At 56.5% G+C, this 21,173-nt stretch carries 16 protein-coding genes and 7 tRNA genes; 16 read left to right on the forward strand and 7 right to left on the reverse strand.

From position 1 onward, the window contains the following. Window positions 1–6: 6 nt before the first annotated feature. Entirely contained in the window at window positions 7–546 is a 540-nt protein-coding gene (gene moaC, locus ETAA8_RS26065; protein ID WP_145095588.1) for a cyclic pyranopterin monophosphate synthase MoaC, read from the reverse strand. Between the two features lie 199 nt (window positions 547–745). Between moaC and ETAA8_RS26070 the strand changes: the two genes are divergently transcribed. Beyond that, window positions 746–1,072: a DUF3817 domain-containing protein gene (locus ETAA8_RS26070; RefSeq protein ID WP_145095591.1), complete on the forward strand. Its 327-nt coding sequence runs from the start codon at window positions 746–748 to the stop codon at window positions 1,070–1,072. Between the two features lie 474 nt (window positions 1,073–1,546). On the opposite strand, the gene guaA is transcribed toward ETAA8_RS26070, so the two are convergent. Continuing rightward, entirely contained in the window at window positions 1,547–3,115 is a 1,569-nt protein-coding gene (gene guaA / locus ETAA8_RS26075) for a glutamine-hydrolyzing GMP synthase (protein ID WP_145095594.1), read from the reverse strand. 148 nt (window positions 3,116–3,263) lie between these two features. On the opposite strand from guaA, the gene ETAA8_RS26080 reads away from it, so the two are divergent. From ETAA8_RS26080 to ETAA8_RS26125, 11 genes are all read left to right on the forward strand, one after another. Further along, the gene (locus ETAA8_RS26080) at window positions 3,264–3,629 is read left to right on the forward strand and encodes a DUF4145 domain-containing protein (protein WP_145095597.1); all 366 of its coding nucleotides are present in this window, start codon (window positions 3,264–3,266) and stop codon (window positions 3,627–3,629) included. Window positions 3,630–3,689: 60 nt separating this feature from the next. Further along, window positions 3,690–4,646, forward strand: a complete 957-nt coding sequence (gene uvsE, locus ETAA8_RS26085) for a UV DNA damage repair endonuclease UvsE (protein WP_145095600.1) — start codon at window positions 3,690–3,692, stop codon at window positions 4,644–4,646. 43 nt (window positions 4,647–4,689) lie between these two features. Beyond that, window positions 4,690–4,917 carry a hypothetical protein gene (locus ETAA8_RS26090; protein WP_145095603.1) on the forward strand — a complete coding sequence of 76 codons (228 nt, stop codon included), beginning with the start codon at window positions 4,690–4,692 and terminating at the stop codon, window positions 4,915–4,917. Further along, the gene (locus ETAA8_RS26095; RefSeq protein ID WP_202921281.1) at window positions 4,907–6,676 is read left to right on the forward strand and encodes a proteasome accessory factor PafA2 family protein; all 1,770 of its coding nucleotides are present in this window, start codon (window positions 4,907–4,909) and stop codon (window positions 6,674–6,676) included. Before ETAA8_RS26090 ends, ETAA8_RS26095 begins: the two co-directional genes overlap by 11 nt. A 338-nt stretch (window positions 6,677–7,014) precedes the next feature. Next, window positions 7,015–7,086 (forward strand) — tRNA-Phe (locus ETAA8_RS26100). 121 nt (window positions 7,087–7,207) lie between these two features. Further along, window positions 7,208–7,280, forward strand: a tRNA-Glu gene (locus ETAA8_RS26105). Between the two features lie 267 nt (window positions 7,281–7,547). Further along, window positions 7,548–7,619, forward strand: a tRNA-Lys gene (locus ETAA8_RS26110). Between the two features lie 58 nt (window positions 7,620–7,677). After that, window positions 7,678–7,751: transfer RNA gene (locus ETAA8_RS26115), tRNA-Lys, on the forward strand. Window positions 7,752–7,772: 21 nt separating this feature from the next. Then, window positions 7,773–7,843 (forward strand) — tRNA-Gly (locus ETAA8_RS34945). Between the two features lie 76 nt (window positions 7,844–7,919). Then, a tRNA-Pro gene (locus ETAA8_RS26120) sits at window positions 7,920–7,993 on the forward strand. A gap of 6 nt (window positions 7,994–7,999) precedes the next feature. After that, window positions 8,000–8,074 (forward strand) — tRNA-Asn (locus ETAA8_RS26125). 72 nt (window positions 8,075–8,146) lie between these two features. On the opposite strand, the gene ETAA8_RS26130 is transcribed toward ETAA8_RS26125, so the two are convergent. Then, on the reverse strand, window positions 8,147–10,549 hold the full coding sequence (locus ETAA8_RS26130; RefSeq protein ID WP_145095608.1) for an arylsulfatase: 2,403 nt from the start codon (window positions 10,547–10,549) through the stop codon (window positions 8,147–8,149). Between the two features lie 552 nt (window positions 10,550–11,101). On the opposite strand from ETAA8_RS26130, the gene ETAA8_RS26135 reads away from it, so the two are divergent. Beyond that, the gene (locus ETAA8_RS26135) at window positions 11,102–11,494 is read left to right on the forward strand and encodes a hypothetical protein (RefSeq protein ID WP_145095611.1); all 393 of its coding nucleotides are present in this window, start codon (window positions 11,102–11,104) and stop codon (window positions 11,492–11,494) included. 68 nt (window positions 11,495–11,562) lie between these two features. Here ETAA8_RS26135 and ETAA8_RS34950 read toward each other — a convergent pair whose 3' ends face one another. The 4 genes from ETAA8_RS34950 to ETAA8_RS26155 all read right to left on the reverse strand — a co-directional run bounded on the left by ETAA8_RS34950 (window position 11,563) and on the right by ETAA8_RS26155 (window position 16,177). Then, the gene (locus tag ETAA8_RS34950) at window positions 11,563–12,060 is read right to left on the reverse strand and encodes a hypothetical protein (RefSeq protein ID WP_202921282.1); all 498 of its coding nucleotides are present in this window, start codon (window positions 12,058–12,060) and stop codon (window positions 11,563–11,565) included. A 253-nt stretch (window positions 12,061–12,313) separates the two neighbouring features. Further along, window positions 12,314–14,308: a hypothetical protein gene (locus tag ETAA8_RS26145; RefSeq protein WP_145095614.1), complete on the reverse strand. Its 1,995-nt coding sequence runs from the start codon at window positions 14,306–14,308 to the stop codon at window positions 12,314–12,316. A 327-nt stretch (window positions 14,309–14,635) separates the two neighbouring features. Then, window positions 14,636–15,106 carry a hypothetical protein gene (locus tag ETAA8_RS26150; protein WP_145095617.1) on the reverse strand — a complete coding sequence of 157 codons (471 nt, stop codon included), beginning with the start codon at window positions 15,104–15,106 and terminating at the stop codon, window positions 14,636–14,638. Window positions 15,107–15,313: 207 nt separating this feature from the next. Beyond that, window positions 15,314–16,177 carry an FkbM family methyltransferase gene (locus tag ETAA8_RS26155; RefSeq protein WP_202921283.1) on the reverse strand — a complete coding sequence of 288 codons (864 nt, stop codon included), beginning with the start codon at window positions 16,175–16,177 and terminating at the stop codon, window positions 15,314–15,316. A gap of 1,047 nt (window positions 16,178–17,224) precedes the next feature. On the opposite strand from ETAA8_RS26155, the gene ETAA8_RS26160 reads away from it, so the two are divergent. From ETAA8_RS26160 to ETAA8_RS26170, 3 genes are all read left to right on the forward strand, one after another. Next, the gene (locus ETAA8_RS26160; RefSeq protein ID WP_145095623.1) at window positions 17,225–18,418 is read left to right on the forward strand and encodes a DUF3419 family protein; all 1,194 of its coding nucleotides are present in this window, start codon (window positions 17,225–17,227) and stop codon (window positions 18,416–18,418) included. A gap of 44 nt (window positions 18,419–18,462) precedes the next feature. Continuing rightward, window positions 18,463–19,191: a class I SAM-dependent methyltransferase gene (locus tag ETAA8_RS26165; RefSeq protein ID WP_145095626.1), complete on the forward strand. Its 729-nt coding sequence runs from the start codon at window positions 18,463–18,465 to the stop codon at window positions 19,189–19,191. 133 nt (window positions 19,192–19,324) lie between these two features. Continuing rightward, complete coding sequence (locus ETAA8_RS26170) at window positions 19,325–21,166, forward strand: S1C family serine protease (protein ID WP_145095629.1); 1,842 nt, start codon at window positions 19,325–19,327, stop codon at window positions 21,164–21,166. Window positions 21,167–21,173: the final 7 nt, after the last annotated feature.

Consider the following 21,173-nt stretch of genomic DNA (forward strand, 5'->3'; position numbering starts at 1 on the left):
GCCGCGTCATGATTCGTGGTCCGGCTGAAGGGCCGGTCCTTCCAAGCTCTTTACCGCAGCGGGGACTGCTGCTTCACGCACAAAATGGCCACTTCGGCCCCCCGTCTTCTCTTCCAACTGAACTCGCTCGATCACCAGCCCGCGATCGATGGCTTTGCACATGTCGTAAACGGTTAAGGCTGCTGCAGATACAGCGACCAGGGCTTCCATTTCGACTCCCGTTTTCGCGCTGACTCGCGTGGTGGCAGTGATAGCCAGAGCATCGCTTCCCAGGTACTCGAAAGCGATTGTCACTCCTTCGAGAGGCAACGTATGGCAGAGGGGAATCCATTCAGCCGTCCGCTTGGCGGCCATGATTCCGGCCAGGCGAGCGACTTCCAGCACATTTCCCTTAGACAGCGTTCCCTGCCGAATTCGCTCCAAGGTCGCGGCCTGCATGCGGACAATCCCGCTGGCGGTCGCAGTTCGCAGGGTCACAGCCTTTGCCGAAACGTCCACCATGCGACTGGCACCCGACTCGTCGAAATGTGTCAGTTCGTCGGGCACGGCAGCAGGTGATTCGCTGTAGAAAACAGGGTGGAAACGAGTATTAAGAATAACTTCCGCCCCCCAACCTGAACAGGCAGGAGGCTGCACGTTGGCGAGGCAATGCTCCGGCCGTTGTGTGGGATTCAAAACGTGTGGAGAATGAGCGGCGTCGGTTGATCGTCTTCGCAGTCCGGCCCCGCCATTTGCCCTTCAAAACATGCTGAACACACCGCTGAGCCGCCTTCGCTGGATCGGCTTCCTGGAAGGACTTTCGTACCTGGTGCTGCTCCTGATTGCGATGCCGCTCAAGTACTTGGCCGATCAACCCGAGGCTGTCCGGATTGTCGGCGGGCTGCACGGCGGGCTCTTTGTCTTATTTGTCCTGGCAGTGGCCGAAGTGACCCTTCGTCGCCCTTGGTGGTCCCCCAAGTTTTGGGGAGCGGCCGCTTTGGCGTCGGTCGTGCCGTTTGGCACCTTCATCTTGGACCGCTGGCTGTATCAAGTCGAACAGCAAGATCTCGCCCATAGATCGCAACTGAAATAACTTCCCAGCAGCGGCCAATCTTGACAGCTAGCAGGTGTATTTTACATCCGCTAACTGAGCGGGTGCGCTGTTAAACCTTGCCGGCAGGCAAAGGGCTGCGGACTGTGCCGCTCGTGCCGTTTGAGGCGAAGCTCCCTTCTTTGCGGCGCATGCCGGGCAATTGCAAAATCATGGTTGTAGGAGTGCGGACTGGTCGATTCCATTCTTGCCGGCAAGTTAATTCCCGAACGAACCGGTCCCGCCAGTAACTCCGCCCGTCTATTGCCCACCCCTCGCTCAGCACACTGACTCACCCCGTCAGTCCTCGACAATCCCCGTGTCGAGTGGGTGCTAGAGCTCTAAGAGGCTCGGTCGTTCCCCGCGACCGAGCCTTTTTCCTTTTCTTGGCGGGATAGGCATCTTGCCTGTCACTTGTAGCGTGGGCTTTAGCCCACGTCTTCTCGAAGTTCTACGTGGGCTAAAGCCCACGCTACATCATTCCCACTCAATCGTGGCTGGAGGTTTGCTGCTGATATCGTAGCAAACGCGATTCACACCCTTCACTTCGTTGATAATGCGAGTCGAAATGCGGGCGAGCACTTCGTAAGGCAGGTGCGTCCAGTCGGCCGTCATGAAGTCGTCGGTATTCACGCAGCGAATGGCGACGACGTTTTCGTAGGTGCGGGCATCCCCCATCACACCGACGCTTTGCACCGGCAACAGCACCGCGAACGCTTGCGAAGTCGTGCGATAAAGCCCCGCAGCCTTGATCTCTTCAATCATCACGGCGTCGGCCTCGCGCAGCACATCGAGCTTCGGCTTCGTAATGTCGCCTAAGCAACGGACGGCAAGCCCCGGCCCCGGAAACGGATGACGCCAGACGAGATCTTCGGGCAGGCCCAGTTCAAGCCCCAGGCGGCGAACTTCGTCCTTGAATAGATCGCGGAGTGGCTCCACCAATTTGAAACCAAGTTCTGCGGGCAGGCCGCCCACGTTGTGATGCAGCTTGATCGTCGCAGCAGGACCGTCGATGGCCGCCCCACTTTCGATCACGTCGGGATAGAGTGTGCCTTGAGCGAGAAACTCAACATCCTTGATTTTCAATGCTTCGCGCTTGAAGCACTCGATGAACGCGTGGCCAATGCGCCGGCGTTTTTCCTGCGGTTCGGTAATACCTTCAAGCGTTTTCAAAAACTCCGTTTCGGCCTGCACGACATGCAAGTCGGTCTTGAAGTGGTTGCTGAACTCGGCGATGACAGCCGCTTGCTCATCTTTTCGTAGTAGCCCGTTATCAACCAGGATGCACGAGAGTCGTGGACCAATCGCTTGATATAGGAGCGCTGCAGTCACTGCCGAATCGACGCCACCGGAGAGGCCGCAGATCACACGGCCATTCCCAATTTGCTCTTTCAGGCGGCCGATCGTTTCGCGAGCAAAATCTCCCAGCTTCCAAGTGCCGCCGCAGCCGCACACGGTCGTCAAAAAATTATGCAGGATGTGACTGCCGAGCGGCGTATGTGTCACTTCTGGATGGAACTGCATCGCATACACGGGTAACGTGCGATGCCGCACGGCCGCGATGGGGCAGGTTCCTGTTTTCGCGAGCGGGATGAAGTCGTCCGAGACGCGGCTGACCTGGTCGCCGTGACTCATCCAGACATCGATCTGAGCGGGAACACCAGCGAACAGGTCTCCCTGCTCGGTGATTTGCACGCGAGCGCGACCATACTCGCGAGCCGGTGCAGAGTCGACTTTGCCGCCGAGCGTATCGCAAGCCAGTTGCATGCCGTAGCAAATGCCGAGCACCGGAACACCCAGCGAGAAGAGTTTTGGGTCGCAGCGCGGCGCACCCTTTTCGTACACGCTGTTAGGCCCACCGGAGAGGATTAATCCCCGCGGGTTATGCTTCTTGATCTGTTCCGCCGTGATATCGTGGCGGACGATCTCGCAATATACGTTGTTCTCGCGAACGCGGCGGGCAATCAGTTGGGCATATTGCGACCCAAAATCGAGCACCAGCACACGCTCAGCCGCAATCCCAGCACCGACAGAATTCGTTGACATCGGCAAAACGCAGACCAAAAGAGGAATGGCGAGCAATCCGGCATTTTAAGCGTCTTGGTCCTCCGCGCAGAGGGGGCCAGCGACGAAAATCCTGGCAGCCTATGCTGACTTGCCTCCCCGGCCTTTTGCCTCTTTTTTTTCGGGCCCTATGAGCGATATCGAACTCGTGGTGAAGCGTTGCAAACGGCTGGAAAGTCTGCTCACGGAACACTTTGGTGCCGATGGTCGGGGACTGCACGAGAAGATCAGCAGCGTGGAACGGGAACTGACGCCGGCGCTGGTTAAGCGATTGCGTTTTATTGCCAGCGTGCGGAACAAGCTGGTTCATGAAGCCGATGCCGACAAGTTGCAAGATCGCCGCGCGTATCTCGAAGCGTGCGACAAGTCGGAACTGGAACTGAAGAAATTGGCCGGTGTTCCGACCGGACTATCGTGGCCGCGGACGTTGCAAACCATTGCGTTCATTTTGTTGTTGATCGGACTCGTAATCATCTTATTCGCGATCCGCAGTTGACGGCGGAGTAAAGTGAAGCCGAAGTCAGTCCTGCATTTCACAACGGGCGATTGAACCACCATGCGACTCGGCCTCTGCTGCCAATTTGCCAACGAGCCCATCAAGTTCAAAATCACGACGGCACTTGCTTGCAAAAAGCTGTCGCGCGAAGCGCGGCTCGCGAAGATCTCGGCCCTGTGCGTCAACAACGCCCAGTCTCTCGAACAGGCAATTCTCTACTGCGAGAATCACCACATCGGTGCCTTCCGTGTGCTCAGTCAATTGTGGCCTTTGAAGACGCACCCCGAATGCGGCTACCAACTGGCGGAGTTGCCGGAAGTGGAGCAAATTGTTGCGCAGCTATTAAAGTGCCGCGAGTTAGCCCGGCAGTCGCACGTGCGGTTGTCGTTCCACCCAGATCAATACGTGGTGCTCAATTCGCCACGTGACGAAGTCGTGGCCAGTTCTCTGGCGGAATTGGAGTATCAGTCCGAAGCGGCCGAACTCATCGGCGCGGATGTCGTGAACATTCATGGCGGCGGCGCGTATGGTGACAAGCCCGACGCGCTCGCGCGGTTTCGACAAAACCTGCAGCGGCTGTCACCGCGTGCTCGCGCGTTAATCACGCTCGAGAACGACGACAAAATCTATTCGCCAGCTGACTTGCTCCCGATTTGCGAGGCGGAACAGATCCCACTTTGTTATGACGTCCATCACCATCGTTGTTTGCGTGACGAACTTTCCGTCGAAGAAGCCACGACTTCCGCCATTCAAACCTGGGCAGCTGATCGCCAGCAAGCGCGCGAGCCTCTGTTTCACATTTCCAGCCCGCTGAACGGCTGGCATAATCCGCAGCCGCAGTTACATCACGATTACATCGATCCTGCCGATGTTCCGAGCACGTGGTTGCACTTGCCGATTGCGGTAGATATCGAAGCCAAAGCCAAGGAACTAGCCATCAACAAGCTGCAAGCGTGGCTGGCGACCAGTGCGATAGCGGGTGAAGTGGTGTCTTCAAAACGTGCGCGAACTTACTGATTCGGCGACCGCGCGCTTGCCGCTTGCGATGACCGCAGTTAGGATGAATTCCTTCGCAGCCTCGCTGGTTGATGACAGCCCGTTCTCCGCTTTTTGTGATGCAGGTGACGACATGGTTCGCAGTGACGTAGTGAAGCCAGAAACAGTCGACATTGCCGAAGCTGCTCCGGTTCGCGACCTGAGCGAAGTGCTCAACCAAATTCAAGTCGACGCCAAATCGCAGGCAGCTGAATATCTGCACGAGACGGAAGTTCCGTACGGTGGCGAGTAAGCCGGCGATCTTCGAGCGCTTGATCGGGCTCGAAACTGAATACGCCCTGGCGATCTCGAATTCGGCAGCAGCTTACACCGAGGCCAGCGAGCCCGGGGGAAAGTACCGTGTTTATCGGCACTTAGTTGCCGAAGTACGCAAACGAGTCCCGACCGTCGAAGCCCGGAACATGAAAGAGGGGATCTTTCATGCCGCCGGCGGTGCCGTGTGGTTCGAAGCGGAACGCCCCGCAGCGGGTGGCGGCCTGATTGAAGGAGCCACTCCCGAATGCCGCAGTCCTCGGCAGCTTTTGGCCTGGCAGCGAGCGCAGGATGAACTTCTTTCGCAGGCCGCCAGCGCAGCCTTTGGCGATGAAGTTCGGTTGCTCAAGAACGATCGCGATGCCCACGGCAACATTTACGGGGCACAAGAAAATTACGAAGTCGACCTGGCCTCTGGGTTCGGACTGATTGCCTGGCGAATCTCGTTGGTCCTAGTGCTGCCTCTTGCAGCTCTTACTTGGATCGCGCTCTGGCTGCTCATTGGAATTGGTCGAACCTATACTTTGCTCGCGCTGATTGGCTACTTAATCGCCTCGCGCTGGATGAAAGAGCCGCAAGGACTCGCGCGAGTTTTGTTTGGCTGCGAACTCGAACGCCTCGAAGAAGCAGGACCGACCGGGCCGCGCTGGCTCGAAGCAACCTTGGCCGTTGTCACCCGCGTGCTGATTTTTCCGATCGCCATTGCTCTTTACTGTCCGCTGGAACTGTTTGCATTTCGCAAATTGCGTCGGCAATTGACGCCGTTCCTCATCTCGCGACCCATCATCGCTGGCACAGGAATGATCGACAACGACGGCAAGTTTCATTTGGCCGACAAAGCACCGGCGATGAATTGCTTGACCGGGTATGGCGGCATGCTGGCGGATCGCCCCGTTTACAGCTTTGGCCATTTCTTCAAAACCGCCTATGCCGATGCCTGGCTCGACCCGCTCGAATATGCGTCTCTTTTTCAGCAGCGGCAACGACTGCAGATCGCGCTCGGCGATTCCAACCGCGCGGATGTCGCCGAGTACCTGCGCATCGGTACCACGCTGCTGGTGATCGACGCCATTGAGGCGGGCTGCCTGCCGGCGGTCGCCCGAATTCGTCAGCCCCTGCGAGCGCTGCGGGCCATTTGTGCCGATCCCACGCTCAAGTTTCAAATCCCGCTCGTGGGCAAGCGAACCTGTACGGCGATCGAATTGCAGCGTTTCTATCTGGATGCATGCCGCGCTTTTGTCGATCAAGCAGACAACCCACCAACCGAAGCGCGGCAAATTTTACGACTGTGGGAAGAGACTCTCGATGCGCTCGAAGAGGATCCGCAGGACCTGGTCGGTTCGCTCGATTGGGTCACGAAGCAATTCCTGCTCAGCAAAGCCGGACCTGATGCAGCGTGGGAGGTGCGAAAGAAAATCGACCTTCGCTACTCCGAACTTTCGGACGAAGGCTATTTCGAACGGCTGCGTAGCACCGGCATCACCGAACAGTTGCTCGCGCCAGCGGAAATCGACTATGCCCTCCGCAATCCGCCGACGGGCACTCCCGCCACGGTGCGCGGGCGCTATATCCGCGAGTTCTCGGGGGGCGAGGAAGCAATTGCCGTCAATTGGCAGCGAATTTATCTCGGTTCTGGCCGCAAAGAGCGTCAAATCGATCTTAGTCGCTATCGCCCGCTTCATCCCCCTGCTCCGCGAGCAAGCAGCAAGAAATCTCGCCGTAAAGATCGTGGCGCATAAGCGAACCGGGAATAATCGGTTCACTGGCCGCATCGAATCTCTAGCGACACGTTTCTAGCGTGAATAGTGCGAACCTTTGTTTTCTGCTGCCGTCTAATCTTACAGACAGTCGCTTTCGCACACCAAGTTGCAGGATTCAGTTCCATGTCAGTCATTCGTCCGGGCATCAACGAACAAGAACGCCAACGGAAACTTCCCGGTCTGCCAGTCGGCAAACCGGTGAATTTCGTGTTTGGTAATCGTTCGCGCTGGTGACACCCGGTCTTGTTGACCGCAACCGCTTTTAAAAGCCCGGTGTCACCAACGCCGGGCTTTTTTCGTGGACTTTTCGCACTTTGGGGTCGGTAGCTGAGACGGTGTAGCGCCTGGTTGAAGGCCAGGAGACGAGGATTCGAGCACCTCCCGACCCACTGAGGAAAGAGATGAGGGATGAGGGATGAGGGATGAGGGATGAGGGATGAGGGATGAGGCGAAACGCATGCTTTGTATTCCTCTCGCATCTCACCTCCCGTCCCTCGCCCCTTCCTCCTTGGCCCGTTCGTTTAGTGGTACAGGATGCCGCTTTTTCAAAGCGGCGAGATGGGTTCGATTCCCATACGGGCTACTGAATAAATGTTTGTTTTTCTGAGCCGGAAGCGTCAGCGCCCGGAGAGCTCACCGAATCACCCGACCAGAAACTCTCCGGGCGCTGACGCTTCCGGCTCACGATCACACATTCACAACCATGGTAGTCGCGGGCTGGTATGCCTGACTTCGGCTGATAACCGAAGCCCGCTGAGTTCGATTCTCAGGACTACCAGTTCAGACCCGCGTAGGAACCAAATCATGCACCGCGATTCAACATCCAAACGCTGGCGACTCGGCAATTTCCAGGGTCGTGGTGTAACGGCAGCATGACGGACTTTTACTCCGTCCGGTGTGGGTTCAAATCCCTCCGGCCCTATGACAGTCTGGTGCCCTTCCCAGCGCGCGAATCGAGGAGCGAACCAAGAACAATCAACGGGACCAAGGTGTTAGTGGCAGCATACTCGGCTCTTAACCGAGCTTGGTGAGGGTTCGAGCCCCTCTGGTCCCACTACAGGCAAGTTTACGATACGCGCCCATGAGGTAACGGCAACCTACTGCTTTGCCAGGGCGGAACTGCGGGTTCAATTCCCGCTGGGCGCTTTGTCGTGGGATAGGCCACCCGCTTGTCAGCGAGCAAGCAATTTGTGACAGGCAGGAGGCCTATCCCACATAACATCAGGATGTAGGAAAGTGGACTACTCCGCGTGCCTCGGGCGCACGAGATCGCTGGTTCGAATCCAGCCATCCTGACTTCATTGCGGTGGTTTCCGTGTTGGTACGGAGCGGCGGCTGTTAACCGCCTCGACGCAGGTTCGATTCCTGCCGCCGCAGCTTCGGGGCGAGCGATTCCCCGCTTCTTCTGCAACGGACCACAGTTCGTTGCGAAAGTGAACCACTCACCCGCTACTTCAAATCAACCGTTACCTGGCGGATTTTGCCGGTGAACTTGTTGTTGCCTGCTTGATAGTCGTCGCTCACTGGCGTTTCGCCATCCTGGCCAACATCGGCACCTTCGTCCGCCGAGAAGATAAAGCCTTGCGTGCGCTCGATGCGCCCTTCGCCGACCTTCTCGCCGTTCACCAGCAGCACTCCCTGGCCACCCTTGCCGAAGCCGCCGCCATCGTAAGTAAACTCGAAACGGATGGTCGCTTTGCCCGGCAAAAGTGGCTTCGTGGCGGCCACTTTATCCGTACGCAGACCAAGGAAGTTGTAAGCGTAAGTTGGCTTGCCATCTTTCACATACAAGCTCCAGCCACCAAAGCGCCCCGCCTGAGCGACAATGACACCGCTTGCACCGGTCGTGGGAATCTCGACATCGGCTGTGATGCTGTGCGATTGGTTCTTGGTGTTGATGAATACGTTCTCCGACATGCCGGTCATGCCTTCATAGACGGTCAGCGACTTGCGACCAGCCATGAGGTCCGGACGACCCACGAGCGTTGCGTTCAGCCGTTCGAGCATCCGATCGTCCAGCGGCAGAACGGTGTACTTGAGCGCCTCTTTGAGGAACAACTCTTGAAGCTCTTTAAGCTTGGCAGGATTCTGGGCAGCCAGGTCATTGGCCGAACTAAAGTCTTCGTCGACGTGATATAGCTCCCAGGTATCCTCGAGGAATGGATGTCGGACCTTCGCTTCCCAAGGAGCCTTATGAACCGTGTGGGCCAGCCAACCATCGTGATAAATGCCACGATTGCCGAAGATTTCGAAATACTGCGTCTTGCGTCGATCCTGGGCAGTTGCATCGGCGAAGGTGTAGAGCAGACTAACCCCTTCGATGGGCGTTTGCGGCGTCGTGTTAACGACCTTAGGCTCTGGCAACTGTGCTGCCTCGAGAATGGTCGGCGCAATGTCGATGACGTGGTGCCACTGCGAACGGAGCTCACCTTTCGCGGCAATGCCTTGCGGCCAGTGGACGACCATGCCATTGCGCGTGCCGCCGTAACTGCCGGCGACTTGCTTGGTCCAGGTAAACGGTGTATCGCCCGCGACTGCCCATCCGGCGGCATAGTGTGGATAGGAATTCGGGCCACCTAATTCGTCGTAATGTTTTAAAATCTCGGCCACGCTTTCAGGCACACCATTGAAATAAGTTGCCTCGTTGAACAGGCCGTTCATCGTTCCTTCGGCACTCGCGCCATTATCGCCCACGATGTAGAAGACCAGCGTGTTATCGAGTTGGCCCAAGTCTTCGATCGCTTGAATCAATCGGCCAGCTTCGTAATCGGCGTACTCGCCAAAGCCTGCGAAAATTTCCATCTGCCGCGCAAAAAGCTTCTTTTCGTCGGCACTCAGCTGGTCCCAGTCCTTGATGGCCTCGGGCTTGCGAGCCAGTTTGGTACCAGCTGGCACCACGCCGAGCTTGATTTGCCGTGCCAGCGTTTCTTCGCGGAGCTTATCCCAGCCTTGATCGAACTGGCCTTTGTATTTGGCAATCCACTCCTTCGGCACATGGTGCGGCGCGTGCGTGGCTCCCGGCGCAAAGTAAGTGAAGAAGGGCTTGTGGGGTGTGAGCGATTTTTGCGAATTCGTCCACCGAATTGCCTGATTCGCCAGGTCGGTCATCAGGTGATAGCCGGGCGCATTCGGGGTCTCGATTTTGTTGAGCCCTTCGTACAGCCCGGGGGCCCATTGGTTCGCTTCGCCCCCAATGAAGCCGTAGAAGTGATCGAAGCCAGAGCGAGTCGGCCAGCGGTCGGTTGGGCCGGACGGGCTCACCTCCCAGGCAGCCGTCTCGTGCGATTTGCCGAAGGCAGCAGTGCTGTAGCCATTCAGCCGGAGCATCTCGGCCAACGGAGCGACGCTATCGGGCCGCTTGCCGGTTTGACCGGGAAAGGCAGTCGCTGTCTCGGTGATCGAGCCCATGTTGCAAACGTGGTGGTTCCGCCCAGACAGGAGTGCGGCCCGTGTGGGTGAGCAGAGGGCCGTGGTGTGGAATTTGTTGTACTTCAGCCCATTTTTCGCGAGCCGTTCGAGCGTGGGCATGTGAACGGGGCCGCCAAAGGCGCTCGACTGGCCGAAACCCATGTCGTCGATCAAGACAATCAGCACATTGGGCGCGCCCTTGGGTGCCGTCACTTGAAACTGCGGTGGTGCCTTGGCGTTGCGGGCATCGAGGGTTGTAATCGGCGCGAGCTTGGGTTCTGGAATCGGCAGTTGCGTCCGATCCAAGACATAGGGTCCAGCTTCGCCGGGTGTTTGCTTTTCTTGGGCCTGCCCCTGGTTCGTCAACTGGCTGTCATTGGCAAAGTAGAGCGCCAGTCCCGCAACACACACGCAGGCAGAATAAATGAGAGATCGTGGATTCATGGTAGTAAACACACTCCGTTTCCGGGCCCAACAGAACATGATGAGTATCAAGCAAGAGTAGAAGGAGTAGCCTAATGCTGGGGGCAGATCGGAGCCAGTCGGGAGCAAAATTATCAGCGCGTCGTGCGACATTCACGCGATTGAATCGCAACATTCATGCGCGCGGGATATGTGCGGTCTAGGTACAGCCTGATGCCAGAAACGGCAGCTGGCCGAATCTTCAGTGGTCTTAAGTTGACAGCGCCGCCGGCAGTCGAAACCCTTTATTCGGGACGCACGCTACAAACGGCGCGGCCCCAACCGCAGGCCAGCTAGACCAGTCATTAAGAGCCGGGAGAACGGCCCGTTATGTGGACTGGCAGAACAATTCGCCTCGATATGGCCGCGATTGCCGCCCGCGGGCATCCGCCTTGCTAGGTAGTTGCCGGCGAAACGAACCGCACCCTGCCCGTGCGCAGCCGGGCATTGTTTGTTCTTGGAATAAGGACAGCGATCAAGAAGTTACCAAGTCCCAATCAGTCCGTGTCGTCGCCAAACGTTGAGGAACCTGCCATGTTGAACACCGCCGAATGTCTCCCCTCTACGAGTCTTACCAAACAGTTCGTCCGCTCGAAGCGAGCAATCGCGATCGTCGTGTCGAACGAATCAGGAAGCGAACCGCTCGCAGCTGATCTTTGCTTCTCATTGCGAGGGTCCTTGTTGCTCGCCTCATCCGGCCAACAGTTGGCCGATTTGACGTGGGATCACGAGATTGTGTTTTGCTCCGTCGGCCTCATCACCGCGGGCAATCCCGATTCAATTTTGACCAGCAGCAACAGCGGCGTCATCCGCCTCTCTCACGGTACTCTCTGGCAAGGAGAGATCCCCTGCTGTCGCCTGCAAGGCCAACAATGGCGCTGGCTCAACCCCGACTGCAGGTGCAACGAGATTCATTTGCATGCGTGAGGCGACCACCATAGGTTCGACCGTTACCTGGAACAACAGCTCTGTTAAGCCAAGTGCCTTTGCCTAAGCTAAGCCGGAGCTGCAGGTGCGGCTTCTGGAGCTGCAGCTGGGGCCGGACCACCGCCTCCTGGGTATGGAGAATAGGCTGGAGCTGGCGCGGGGAAGGCACCACGTTCGCGCCAGGGTTCTAAATTGTAACGCGAACGCATTCCCGGTCCGTACATGATCCAGCGCCCAATCGCCGTTCGCTCAGCGGGGTCAATCGGCTCGCCAATAACCGCTTTAAGAACGGATTCATGAATTTCGCCGGACTCTCCCCGTTGTGTGATTGTCAACCAACGGAGAACTCGACCGCGGTCTTCTGCTGACAACGTGCCACCATCCCGAATTGTTTCAAGTAAACCAGTAGGGGGCATCACCTCGTAATCCACAACGATTCGCTCTAAGCGGCGAGGCTGCACGCGAACACGTTCATTCAACCAATTGTTGATCGGTGCGGCCTCTGCAGGCGTAACGATGCCCGTTGTTAGTGCGGATTCCAAGTTTTCGCGTACAATCGAAGGCATCGCAATTTGCTCATGGAGTTCCGTATACTGGGAAATTGCTAGGCACAAACTTGCAGTGGCTGCAACCAAGCACAACACTGCCATCCAAAGTCCTACCTGAAGCAAAATTCGCGGCCTGGCAGCAACGCCGTCGTTAGGACTGCCAAACGCCAAGTCCTGCCTAAACAGCAGAACGAACGCGATAGGTGTAACCAGGAGCGTGCCGATGATCGTACCAAAAACGAACACGTATGGAGCCACAATGCGTCCTCACTTAGCGAATCTTGGCGGCGCGAAAATGTTGCCTCAGTCGTTCAACCTCCCGCATGCGAGCTTCTTCATCCGAAGGAAAATGCAACGCATCGGGCACGAGAGTGTCAAAGCAAACTCGATCAATCTCCATACCGTCCGTACTAACAACGGCCTCCCACCGACCAGACTGAAGCACCTTCAGTTTCAAATAGGCGCTTACGGTACCCAGTGGGTTAAGAAACCTGTCAACCATCATCACCCGCCCGTTCCACTCTCCCTCGCGAATGCCCCCGAGATCTATTTCGTCCTGGAGTGTAACGTGGTCCACTCCCTTCGGTTCATACAGGGGAGGCGAAAACTGCGAGGCAAACTTCTCAAGCAGGGCAAGTCCAGTTGGAGCTGGAGCTGCCACCGATAACTTTGACGGAGCGGGACGCGTCTTGCGTGGATCAAACTCGTGAAGTCTTCCCGTCCGTTGGTAGTAGCACCAACCAAACGGCATTGGCTCGAAGTGTCGCAATTCGTACTTCTGCCCAGAGAGCGACTCGTAAGTCGCATTCAAGAGCACTTCGTCTCCGAAGTAAACTTGCGTTGTATTTCGCAGGTCGGCAATCGTATCAATGATTTGATACCACACCCCCTCATGTTGAAAGTAGATGGACTCATCTGGCGTCAATGGCTGTTGCAACAATTCGACATACATCGGATACTGAAGAACCGGGGAACCACTTTTTGTGGAGACACTCCATGGCTCTTCCTGATACGCATGAGAGAACTCTCGCTTCCTTAACTCAGCTCGAATTGGGTCCAACTTCACGGGCCAAGGTGAAATATCTCGTCCAGGCCGAGGCAAGTCGATCTGCAAGGAATCACGATGAAGAATCGAGGCATATCCTGTTGCCAAAACCACACCGGACGAAAGTCGAATAATAGCGTTTACATCCAATGCGGGGCCCAACCCAGAATTCCCAATCGCAAACGACGCGAAGCTCCATTCTGCCGTCGGATCCGCATCCAATTCGGACCCGACCACCTGCCCGTAACTGTAATGAAGAGTCGATGACTCAAGGAACGGCGTGTCGTCCAAAGCTGACCAAGGAAACGTCCTCTCTTGTAGGAGGCGCACCCTTACCGATACGTCCGACACAAACTTGGTGCCAATACGCCGCCGATTTCGAATGTCCAACTTCAGCCGATACTCAAAAGACGAAGGTCCGTCCACAGTTAAGCTCGGCGGGATAATCGGCGATTGAAACGAGATTTCCGATGCACCGCGAAACAGCGTGGGCGGTACTACGGCCGACACCTCAGGGTCCAGTGGCTTAGCTGGCTCCACTATAAACTTCTCACGATACGTCCCCGTATTGTTGAAATAAAACTCGGAGAATTCACGCGCTGTTTTCTGACGTTCGGATTCGCTGATTGTCAAATAGAACGGCGACTGCTGTCCTGAGGAACTGACCGAGTAGGGAAAATGCATATCTGCGGACGTCAGCTCAAACCCGTCCTGCAAGGCAAGAAACAACCCAGCAATTGCCGACAGAAGAATCGGCAATGCAATGAGAACTGCCACCACGCGCTGCCGACGTTGCTGGCGCGTCAAAACTAGCACTTCGACATCACGCAGCGCGCTTATCGCACTGCGTAAATGCTTGCGAGATTCAACCCAATGAATGGCGGTGACGTTTTTACTGGCATCGCAGATTGTTTCCTGGATATTCGCAACCTCTGCCTGAATGATTCCACGTAACTCGGCAAGGCGACTACGTCCCGGTCGTGGCACGAGGTGATCAAGAGTACCACGTTGTGACGAAGTGACGGCAGCTGTCGCGGCTTCACAAAGCTCACGGCGGGCGATAACTCGGCCGGGCTCGTCGAGTTCACTAAAAGGAACAGCCAACTTGCGTTCCATTAGTGCCAGGGCATCGTGAAGTGAATTAAACGGACCTGGCGATTCAGTAGCAAATGAGCTTGCAATAGCAGGCAAAACTTCACTCAGCGAAACCATAAACTTCACTCAGCGAAACCATAATGCTTCCCTGTAAAGGCAGCAGTGCAGGCGCACGGATTCGCTGATCTTATCCGAGAACTTCTATAAGTCAAATTATTGCCAAAAATTATACTACACAAAACAGATCGCCGAACCAAAATACTAGTGTTGTCTTTGGCAAATCTGATTTAATATCAGACAGGAGTGACAAATAGTGTCACTCCTTGATAGAGGAATCGACAGCACGCCGGGGACACAATATTCAGCAACTTAGCATAGCGTGTTTGCTGGTTTCTCCTGACTTGAGATTAAAGGGATAGGTTGGAACGCAATATTCCATCAGAACGCGACGTACTATTTGCCCTTCCCTTCCCGAAAGCTGAGGGTCATGAGCAGGACCTCGGCGATGTCGGCGGGGGTTTTGGCTTCGGTGTGAAAGTTGATGCCTTCTTTGGCCGTGGTCGAGGTGACGACGAGGTGGTCGTTCTTGCCGTGGGCGACGAAGATTTGGCGGCCGCCGATGGTAGTCTCTTTGAGCCACTGACGATCGTTCTCGCGCACGCGCAGGGCCTGATTGACCAGGCTGCCGCCGAAAACAGGAGCACCAGGAGGCGGGACGTTCCCCATTTCGAAGTTGATCTTCAGCCCACCTTTCTTCTCGATCACGCCGACAACGCTATCGAAGCCTTGTTTCGGTTCGTAGGCATAGCCGGGGAGCAGGGTAATCTCGAAGCCGCCGGGCAATGCTGTTTGGGCCCAGGCCGGCACAGCTGCGAGCGTGAGGAGCAAACCGCCAACGAGCGCCAGAGTCTGTTGCGAAATCATGGGGGCCTCTGCAAAGGGTAGACAGGTGAAATAAGGGGAGCGGCAACTTGCCGGTCGTTGGGTGCAGGCGCGGGAAGCAAATGGCTCACGGGCTGGGAAGCCTGGACCACGCGAAAAGTCCAGCCGAGCCCACAGGTCAGGGATAAGACGAGAAGTAGAAATGATTGGTTTGCACCCGGCAATAAAGTTTCTTGAGGGAATAATCAACTAGCCTGATCCTAGGGCGAGAAATGCCTGATAATCGTCGCGCCAGCGAGCCTGCGGCGAGAGGATTCGAGGCAAGCGCGATTGAATGCCCGTTTCGCGTGGGATGGCCAGCAGGTTGATATCACCCGTGCCGGGAAAGAGGTTTTCTTTAACGCCCCGGAAGTTGTCCGGAGAGAAAAACGCCGCGAAGTGCCAATAACAGTCGTACGACCTGGCCTGCAGCCAACCAATGGCCTGTGCGGTTGCCGGACCTTCTTTGGCTTCCATGTAAATATGAGGGCGAGTGCGTTCGATCAGGTCGGTGGCACCGAGCAACACGTCGAAGTCCATTCCCTCCACATCGATCTTGATCAATCGGCAGCGCGCGAGGGCCAGTGAATCGAGCGTCACGAGCGGGGTCCGTTCGCCGGGGCCCGAAGAGGTCACGCGCACAGCTCCAAAATTTCCCGCCTGGTCTGGTCCTGGAATCGGAATGAGCACTTCGCCGGCCGACTTACCCACCGCTTCGCGGCGGACCTGGGCGAAGGTAATGCCGTTGAATGTGAGGGTGGCGCACAACGCTTGGGCCACCAAAGGCTGGGGCTCGAACAGGATGAGCTTGCCTTGCGCCCCGACTTTGGCGGCCAAGGCCAACGCAACTGTGCCCACATTGGCCCCAACATCAATCACGACATCTCCCGGCCGCACCAGCTCCGCCATCAGGCGATTTTCGCTTTCCGCGAACTCACCGTAGACTTCGAGCGCTCGGCCAATCACTTCGTCGCGTGGCAAAAAGACCATTGGACCGTGCCGGCAAGTCCGCACACAGAAAACGGTGTTCTGCGAGGCATCTTGCAACTTCAGATCGGGAATGATGTTCGCCATGACGGGTTCGCAATTGCGGTCGGTGCCGGTGAGCATTGGAGCAGGGGAGTGGAATGTTCGCAAATGCCAGTAGCTGAACGATCGATGGATGTCCGATTGCCAGACTTGGTTAACCGGGCCGCTTGCGGCCGTTTGAACTGGTAGTTCGCTTATTTTGCAGTTCACCCTCGCAAGCGAGTGAGTTAACCAGATGACATTTAAAGCTAGTTGGACTACTGGTCACCGTGAGACATTTTTGCCGGAACATTTTGCCAAAATGGCAAGACCAACCTAGTCAACGGTTCGGGGTCTAATGATTGCGGCGTTTTGTCACTGTAGGTTCTGGCCGCTGGCCGGTACTTGGAGCGGTGAGACACCGAAGTGGGAGTTGACGGACGGATGATCCAATGCTGCCCCCAACTACCGACCAGGATCACATCCGGCGGATGTGACCTAGCTTGTGGGCGGTGCAGGGAGATAGCAACTTCGCAAAGTGAAAGGAGATGGTGAATTATGGAAACTGATAGGGCGGAGAGGAAAGTCCCAAGGGAAAGCGATTCGCCCTTGCTTGCGAGCGGAAAGTGGCGAGCAACTGCGGCGCAACTCGGATTTAAGTCGACGATAGTACCTGTTCAAAGTGGAAACATTCCGGAAATAGATTCTGGACATTTCCTTAACACAAATTGCACAAGCCATGAACGGCCAACGGGTTAGGCGAGATTTTCAAATCGACAACATCTGAATTAACGGAAATTTTTCCCCTGTTCAAGCAACCGTAAACGTGAATTTGAACAGGTCTGGCCAGCCGCGTCGAAGCAGGACCAGAGCAGGCGACGGAGATGATTTGCGGCGAGGGAAACTCCCTTAACGAGAAAAGGAAATTCGCCGATTATGGAAATTTCCGCGAGGAAGCGGCGGGGGGAGCGGGTCGGTTCGTTGCCTTGTGACCGATGGGGGAGGCGGTACAATGGGCGGTTTGTAGATTTCAAGGAAGCAGTCGCTGCGGGCCGTCCTTTTGGGGAGCGGATTGCGGCGAGGTGTCAGCCGTTCTTGGGCGGGGATGAACGAATGTCGTTCTTGGATTGGGTTAGCGGGCGGGTTTTCAAATTCGTCCACGGTAACAACCTGGTGTACAACACCTGCTGGGAAGATCCCCGGTTGGATCACGTGGCCTTGAATCTGGGGCCGCAAGACAACGTGCTGGTCATTACGTCGGCTGGTTGCAACGCCCTCGATTACGCCATCAAGGGCCCGAATCACGTGCATGCCGTCGATATGAATCCGCGGCAAAACGCCCTGCTCGATCTGAAGAAGGCCGGCATTCGCGCACTGGAATACGAAGACTTTTTTAAGCTGTTCGGCCAGGGCTATCACCCGAATGCCCGCAAGCTGTATCAGGACAAATTGCGGAAAGAACTGCCGCAGTGGTCGCAGAATTATTGGGATCGCTGGATCAAGTTCTTCGGCGATAAGAACCGCAGCTTTTATTTTCGCGGCACCAGCGGGCAGTTCGCCCGGATGATCAAGATTTATACCGACCGCGTGATTCGCGTTCGCCCGCTCATCGATGCCGCACTCAACGCCAAGTCGATTGAAGAGCAACGTGAGATTTACGACAAACAGCTGAAGGCCAAGTTCTGGTCGCGGCCAATGAAGTTCGCCATGAATCGCGACACGACGCTGTCGATGGTCGGTGTGCCGAAGGCTCAGCGCCGGCAAGTGGAGAAGCAATATGAGGGTGGCATTCTGAAGTTCGTGCAAGACAGCGTGGAAGCTGTTTTTCGCGATTTGCCGCTGCAAGACAACTACTTCTGGCGCGTCTATATGACGGGCAGCTATACGCCCGAATGTTGCCCCGAGTATCTCAAGCCGGATAACTTTCAAAAGCTCAAAGGTGGACTCGTTGACCGCGTGACGACGCACACCGATTCGGTGCAGGCATTCTTGGAACAGCACAAGGGAACCATTTCGCGGTTCGTGTTGCTCGATCACATGGACTGGCTGAGCGACAAGTTCTTTCCGCTGCTGGAACTGGAGTGGCAATCGATTCTCGAACGCGCTGACCCCGGCAAGACGCGAATCATCTGGCGCAGTGGCGGCTTGCGGACGGACTTCATCGAAAAGGTCAGCGTGACGGTCGATGGAAAACAGCGGATGCTCACGGAGTTCCTGAAGTTTCATCCGGACCTGGCGGCCGAGTTGCACGAGAAGGACCGCGTGCATACTTATGGCAGTTTTTATATTGCGGACCTTGCGGCCTGATTTAGTGTTGCACCTTGAGCTTGCCTCGTTAGCGGAATCAATCCATGGGTTGGTGGTCTGATCTGAAAATCCTCTATCACCTGGCACTCAAGCCAGTGCGAGGGAAAGACCACGCTGCAAGGCTCGAGAGTTTTTACTCGGGCCAGGCCGAAGCTTACGACGACTTTCGTAAGCGACTGCTCAAAGGCCGGCAGGAGATGTACTCGGCAGTGCCCATTCCCGAGAACGGCTTGTGGGTCGATATGGGTGGCGGCACCGGCGCAAACCTTGAATACATCGCCGACAAGTTGCCGAAGCTGCGGAAGGCCTATGTGCTGGACCTTTCTCCCTCGTTGCTAGCGGTCGCACAGAAGCGAATCACCAGTCGCGGGTGGACGAATGTCGAAACGGTCGAAGCCGATGCGACCACTTTTCAACCTGCCGATGGCCCGGCCGATGTGGTGACGTTCTCCTACTCGCTGACGATGATTCCCGATTGGTTTGCCGCCATCGAAAACGCGATTGCGATGCTCAAACCAGGGGGCACGTTGGGGGTCGTCGATTTCTACGTTTCGCGAAAATACCCGCGCGATGGCTTGAAGCGGCACAGCTGGCTGACACGGACCTTCTGGCCCACGTGGTTCGCCATGGACAACGTTTATCCGTCGTCCGATCACGTCCCTTTCTTGCATCGCCACTTCGAACCCCAGCGGTTCGACGAAGAGAAGGCCAAGGTTCCATACATCCCGCTGATGCGTATGCCGTATTACGTATTTGTGGGAAAGAAGCGCTAGCCCAACATTGTTCTTGGCAAGAATGCAGTGAGAGATCAAAATAGCGTCTTCGTGGACCTGCAACGGATTGGCAGGTGGGTGCTTGCTTCTCTCCCAAGCATGCAGGCATAAATCGCATTTGGAGTCGCTCTGCATGACCACCTTTTATCGCTCGCTAATCATCTGCTGCGCGGTCGCGCTGGCCAGTTTGAATTTGCCGGCTGCTTCTGGCCAATCGCTGGCGGACTTAAAGAAGGCTCAAGAGCAGACGCACAAGCATCTCGACAAGATGCTGGCCGCTACGATCGGCATTCACTTGGAAGACTCTTCGGGCAGCGGCGTGATCGTCAGCGAAGATGGTTACATTCTGACTGCTGCTCACGTGATTGCCGTGCCGGGCGATATCTTTGAGATTGAACTAAGCGATGGTCGCAAAGTGAAGGCGAAGTCGCTGGGCATGGATCACGACTGGGATGCCGGCATGGCCAAGATCATGGGCGAAGGGAAGTGGCCGTTCGTCGAAATGGCTAAAGACAAGCCCAAGCCCGGCGATTGGTGCCTGGGGACGGGACATCCCGGCGGCATCTTTACCGATCGCAAACCACCGCTGCGACTGGGCCGAGTGCTGGTTGTTGGCGACGGCAAAGATCCAACCAAGGGGATTCAAACCGACGCCACCGTTTATCCGGGCGATTCGGGTGGTCCGCTCTACAATTTGCAAGGCGAAGTCATCGGCATTCATTCGAACATTGGTTACGGCGTGCTGGAGAACCAGCATGTGCCGGTCGAAGTGTATCGTCAGAAATGGGACGACTTCAAGGCGAGTAAAGAATCGGGCGATCCGCTCTATCTGGACGACGAAAGCGATTTTTTCCTGCTCGAATTTGTGCCTGAGTCGATCTTGATTTTTTACGACACCATTGCCAGCTGGTTTACCGAGACTCCCGACTGGTATGGTCTGGCCAAAGACAGTGCCGAAACGCTCTCAGGCGTGGGAACCATCACGACGCCGCTGAAGAGGACGATTGTCGATGTGCTGGCCGACGAAGTCCCTGTCGCGATGGGCGTGGCAGTGAATCGCCGAGGACTGATTCTCACCAAGCTGAGCGTGCTCAAGGGGGAACTGATCTGCCTGATTGATGATGAACCGTTTGCTGCCAAGATCGTGTCTCGCGATGAAGTGCACGATCTAGCGCTCTTGCAAATGGAAGAGCCGCCACCGCTCAAGCCGATCGCCTGGGCCGATCGCTCGCCCCAGACGGGCGATTGGTTGGTAACGCCCGATGTGGATTCGTCGCCCCTGTCGCTGGGGGTAATGAGTAACGCAGTCTGCAAGATTCCTGGCGCACCTGCGGCGCGCGGCGCAATGAAAGTTGAGGTGGGCGATGCCGAAAAGGGTGGTGTGCAGATCAAGCGAGTCATTTTCGGCGGTCCCGCAGCCCGCGCGGGAATCCGCGTGAACGACTGCCTGGTCGAGTTCGAAGGCAAGCAGATTGCCGACGCCGAGGCACTCTTCAAGCAGATGGAGAAAACGAAGCCCGGGCAGGAAATTGGCGTGAAGGTGAAACGGGCCGATCAAGAGTTGCAAATCAAAATGAAGCTGGTTTTGTTTGTCGATGAAGATGAAGAATACTCGGGCAGCTTGAGCGAACGGCGCGGCGGCTTCCCGGCGGTTTTTGCCCACGATACGGCGATCATTCCCGAAGCGTGCGGCAGTCCGGTCCTCGACCTCGAGGGCAAAGTCGTTGGGTTGAACATTGCTCGTGCGGGTCGCGTCACCAGCTATGCCATCCCTGTCGACGAGCTGAAGAGAGTCGTGCCGAAACTTGTTAAGAATGCCCGGCGAGCTACCAAACAGCAACTGGCCAAGGCGAATGCAAAGCCAGCGGCCAAGCCAAGCGTCGAAGCGGCTGACGACAAGCCGATGCCCGCGAGTAAGGCAACGTCGCAGGACGCGAAGACCGCAGTTCCGGCACCCGCCCCAATGGCACCTTAGGCAGTTG

Source organism: Anatilimnocola aggregata, assembly GCF_007747655.1.
GTDB lineage: Bacteria > Planctomycetota > Planctomycetia > Pirellulales > Pirellulaceae > Anatilimnocola > Anatilimnocola aggregata.

Excerpts from the sequence above, each read along its gene's own strand:
- ETAA8_RS26070 (WP_145095591.1), top strand. The coding sequence starts at position 746 with ATGCTGAACACACCGCTGAGCCGCCTTCGCTGGATCGGCTTCCTGGAA.
- guaA (WP_145095594.1), bottom strand. The coding sequence starts at position 3,115 with ATGTCAACGAATTCTGTCGGTGCTGGGATTGCGGCTGAGCGTGTGCTG.
- ETAA8_RS26080 (WP_145095597.1), top strand. The coding sequence starts at position 3,264 with ATGAGCGATATCGAACTCGTGGTGAAGCGTTGCAAACGGCTGGAAAGT.
- uvsE (WP_145095600.1), top strand. The coding sequence starts at position 3,690 with ATGCGACTCGGCCTCTGCTGCCAATTTGCCAACGAGCCCATCAAGTTC.
- ETAA8_RS26090 (WP_145095603.1), top strand. The coding sequence starts at position 4,690 with ATGAATTCCTTCGCAGCCTCGCTGGTTGATGACAGCCCGTTCTCCGCT.
- ETAA8_RS26130 (WP_145095608.1), bottom strand. The coding sequence starts at position 10,549 with ATGAATCCACGATCTCTCATTTATTCTGCCTGCGTGTGTGTTGCGGGA.
- ETAA8_RS26135 (WP_145095611.1), top strand. The coding sequence starts at position 11,102 with ATGTTGAACACCGCCGAATGTCTCCCCTCTACGAGTCTTACCAAACAG.
- ETAA8_RS34950 (WP_202921282.1), bottom strand. The coding sequence starts at position 12,060 with ATGCCTTCGATTGTACGCGAAAACTTGGAATCCGCACTAACAACGGGC.
- ETAA8_RS26150 (WP_145095617.1), bottom strand. The coding sequence starts at position 15,106 with ATGATTTCGCAACAGACTCTGGCGCTCGTTGGCGGTTTGCTCCTCACG.
- ETAA8_RS26155 (WP_202921283.1), bottom strand. The coding sequence starts at position 16,177 with ATGGCGAACATCATTCCCGATCTGAAGTTGCAAGATGCCTCGCAGAAC.
- ETAA8_RS26160 (WP_145095623.1), top strand. The coding sequence starts at position 17,225 with ATGTCGTTCTTGGATTGGGTTAGCGGGCGGGTTTTCAAATTCGTCCAC.
- ETAA8_RS26165 (WP_145095626.1), top strand. The coding sequence starts at position 18,463 with ATGGGTTGGTGGTCTGATCTGAAAATCCTCTATCACCTGGCACTCAAG.
- ETAA8_RS26170 (WP_145095629.1), top strand. The coding sequence starts at position 19,325 with ATGACCACCTTTTATCGCTCGCTAATCATCTGCTGCGCGGTCGCGCTG.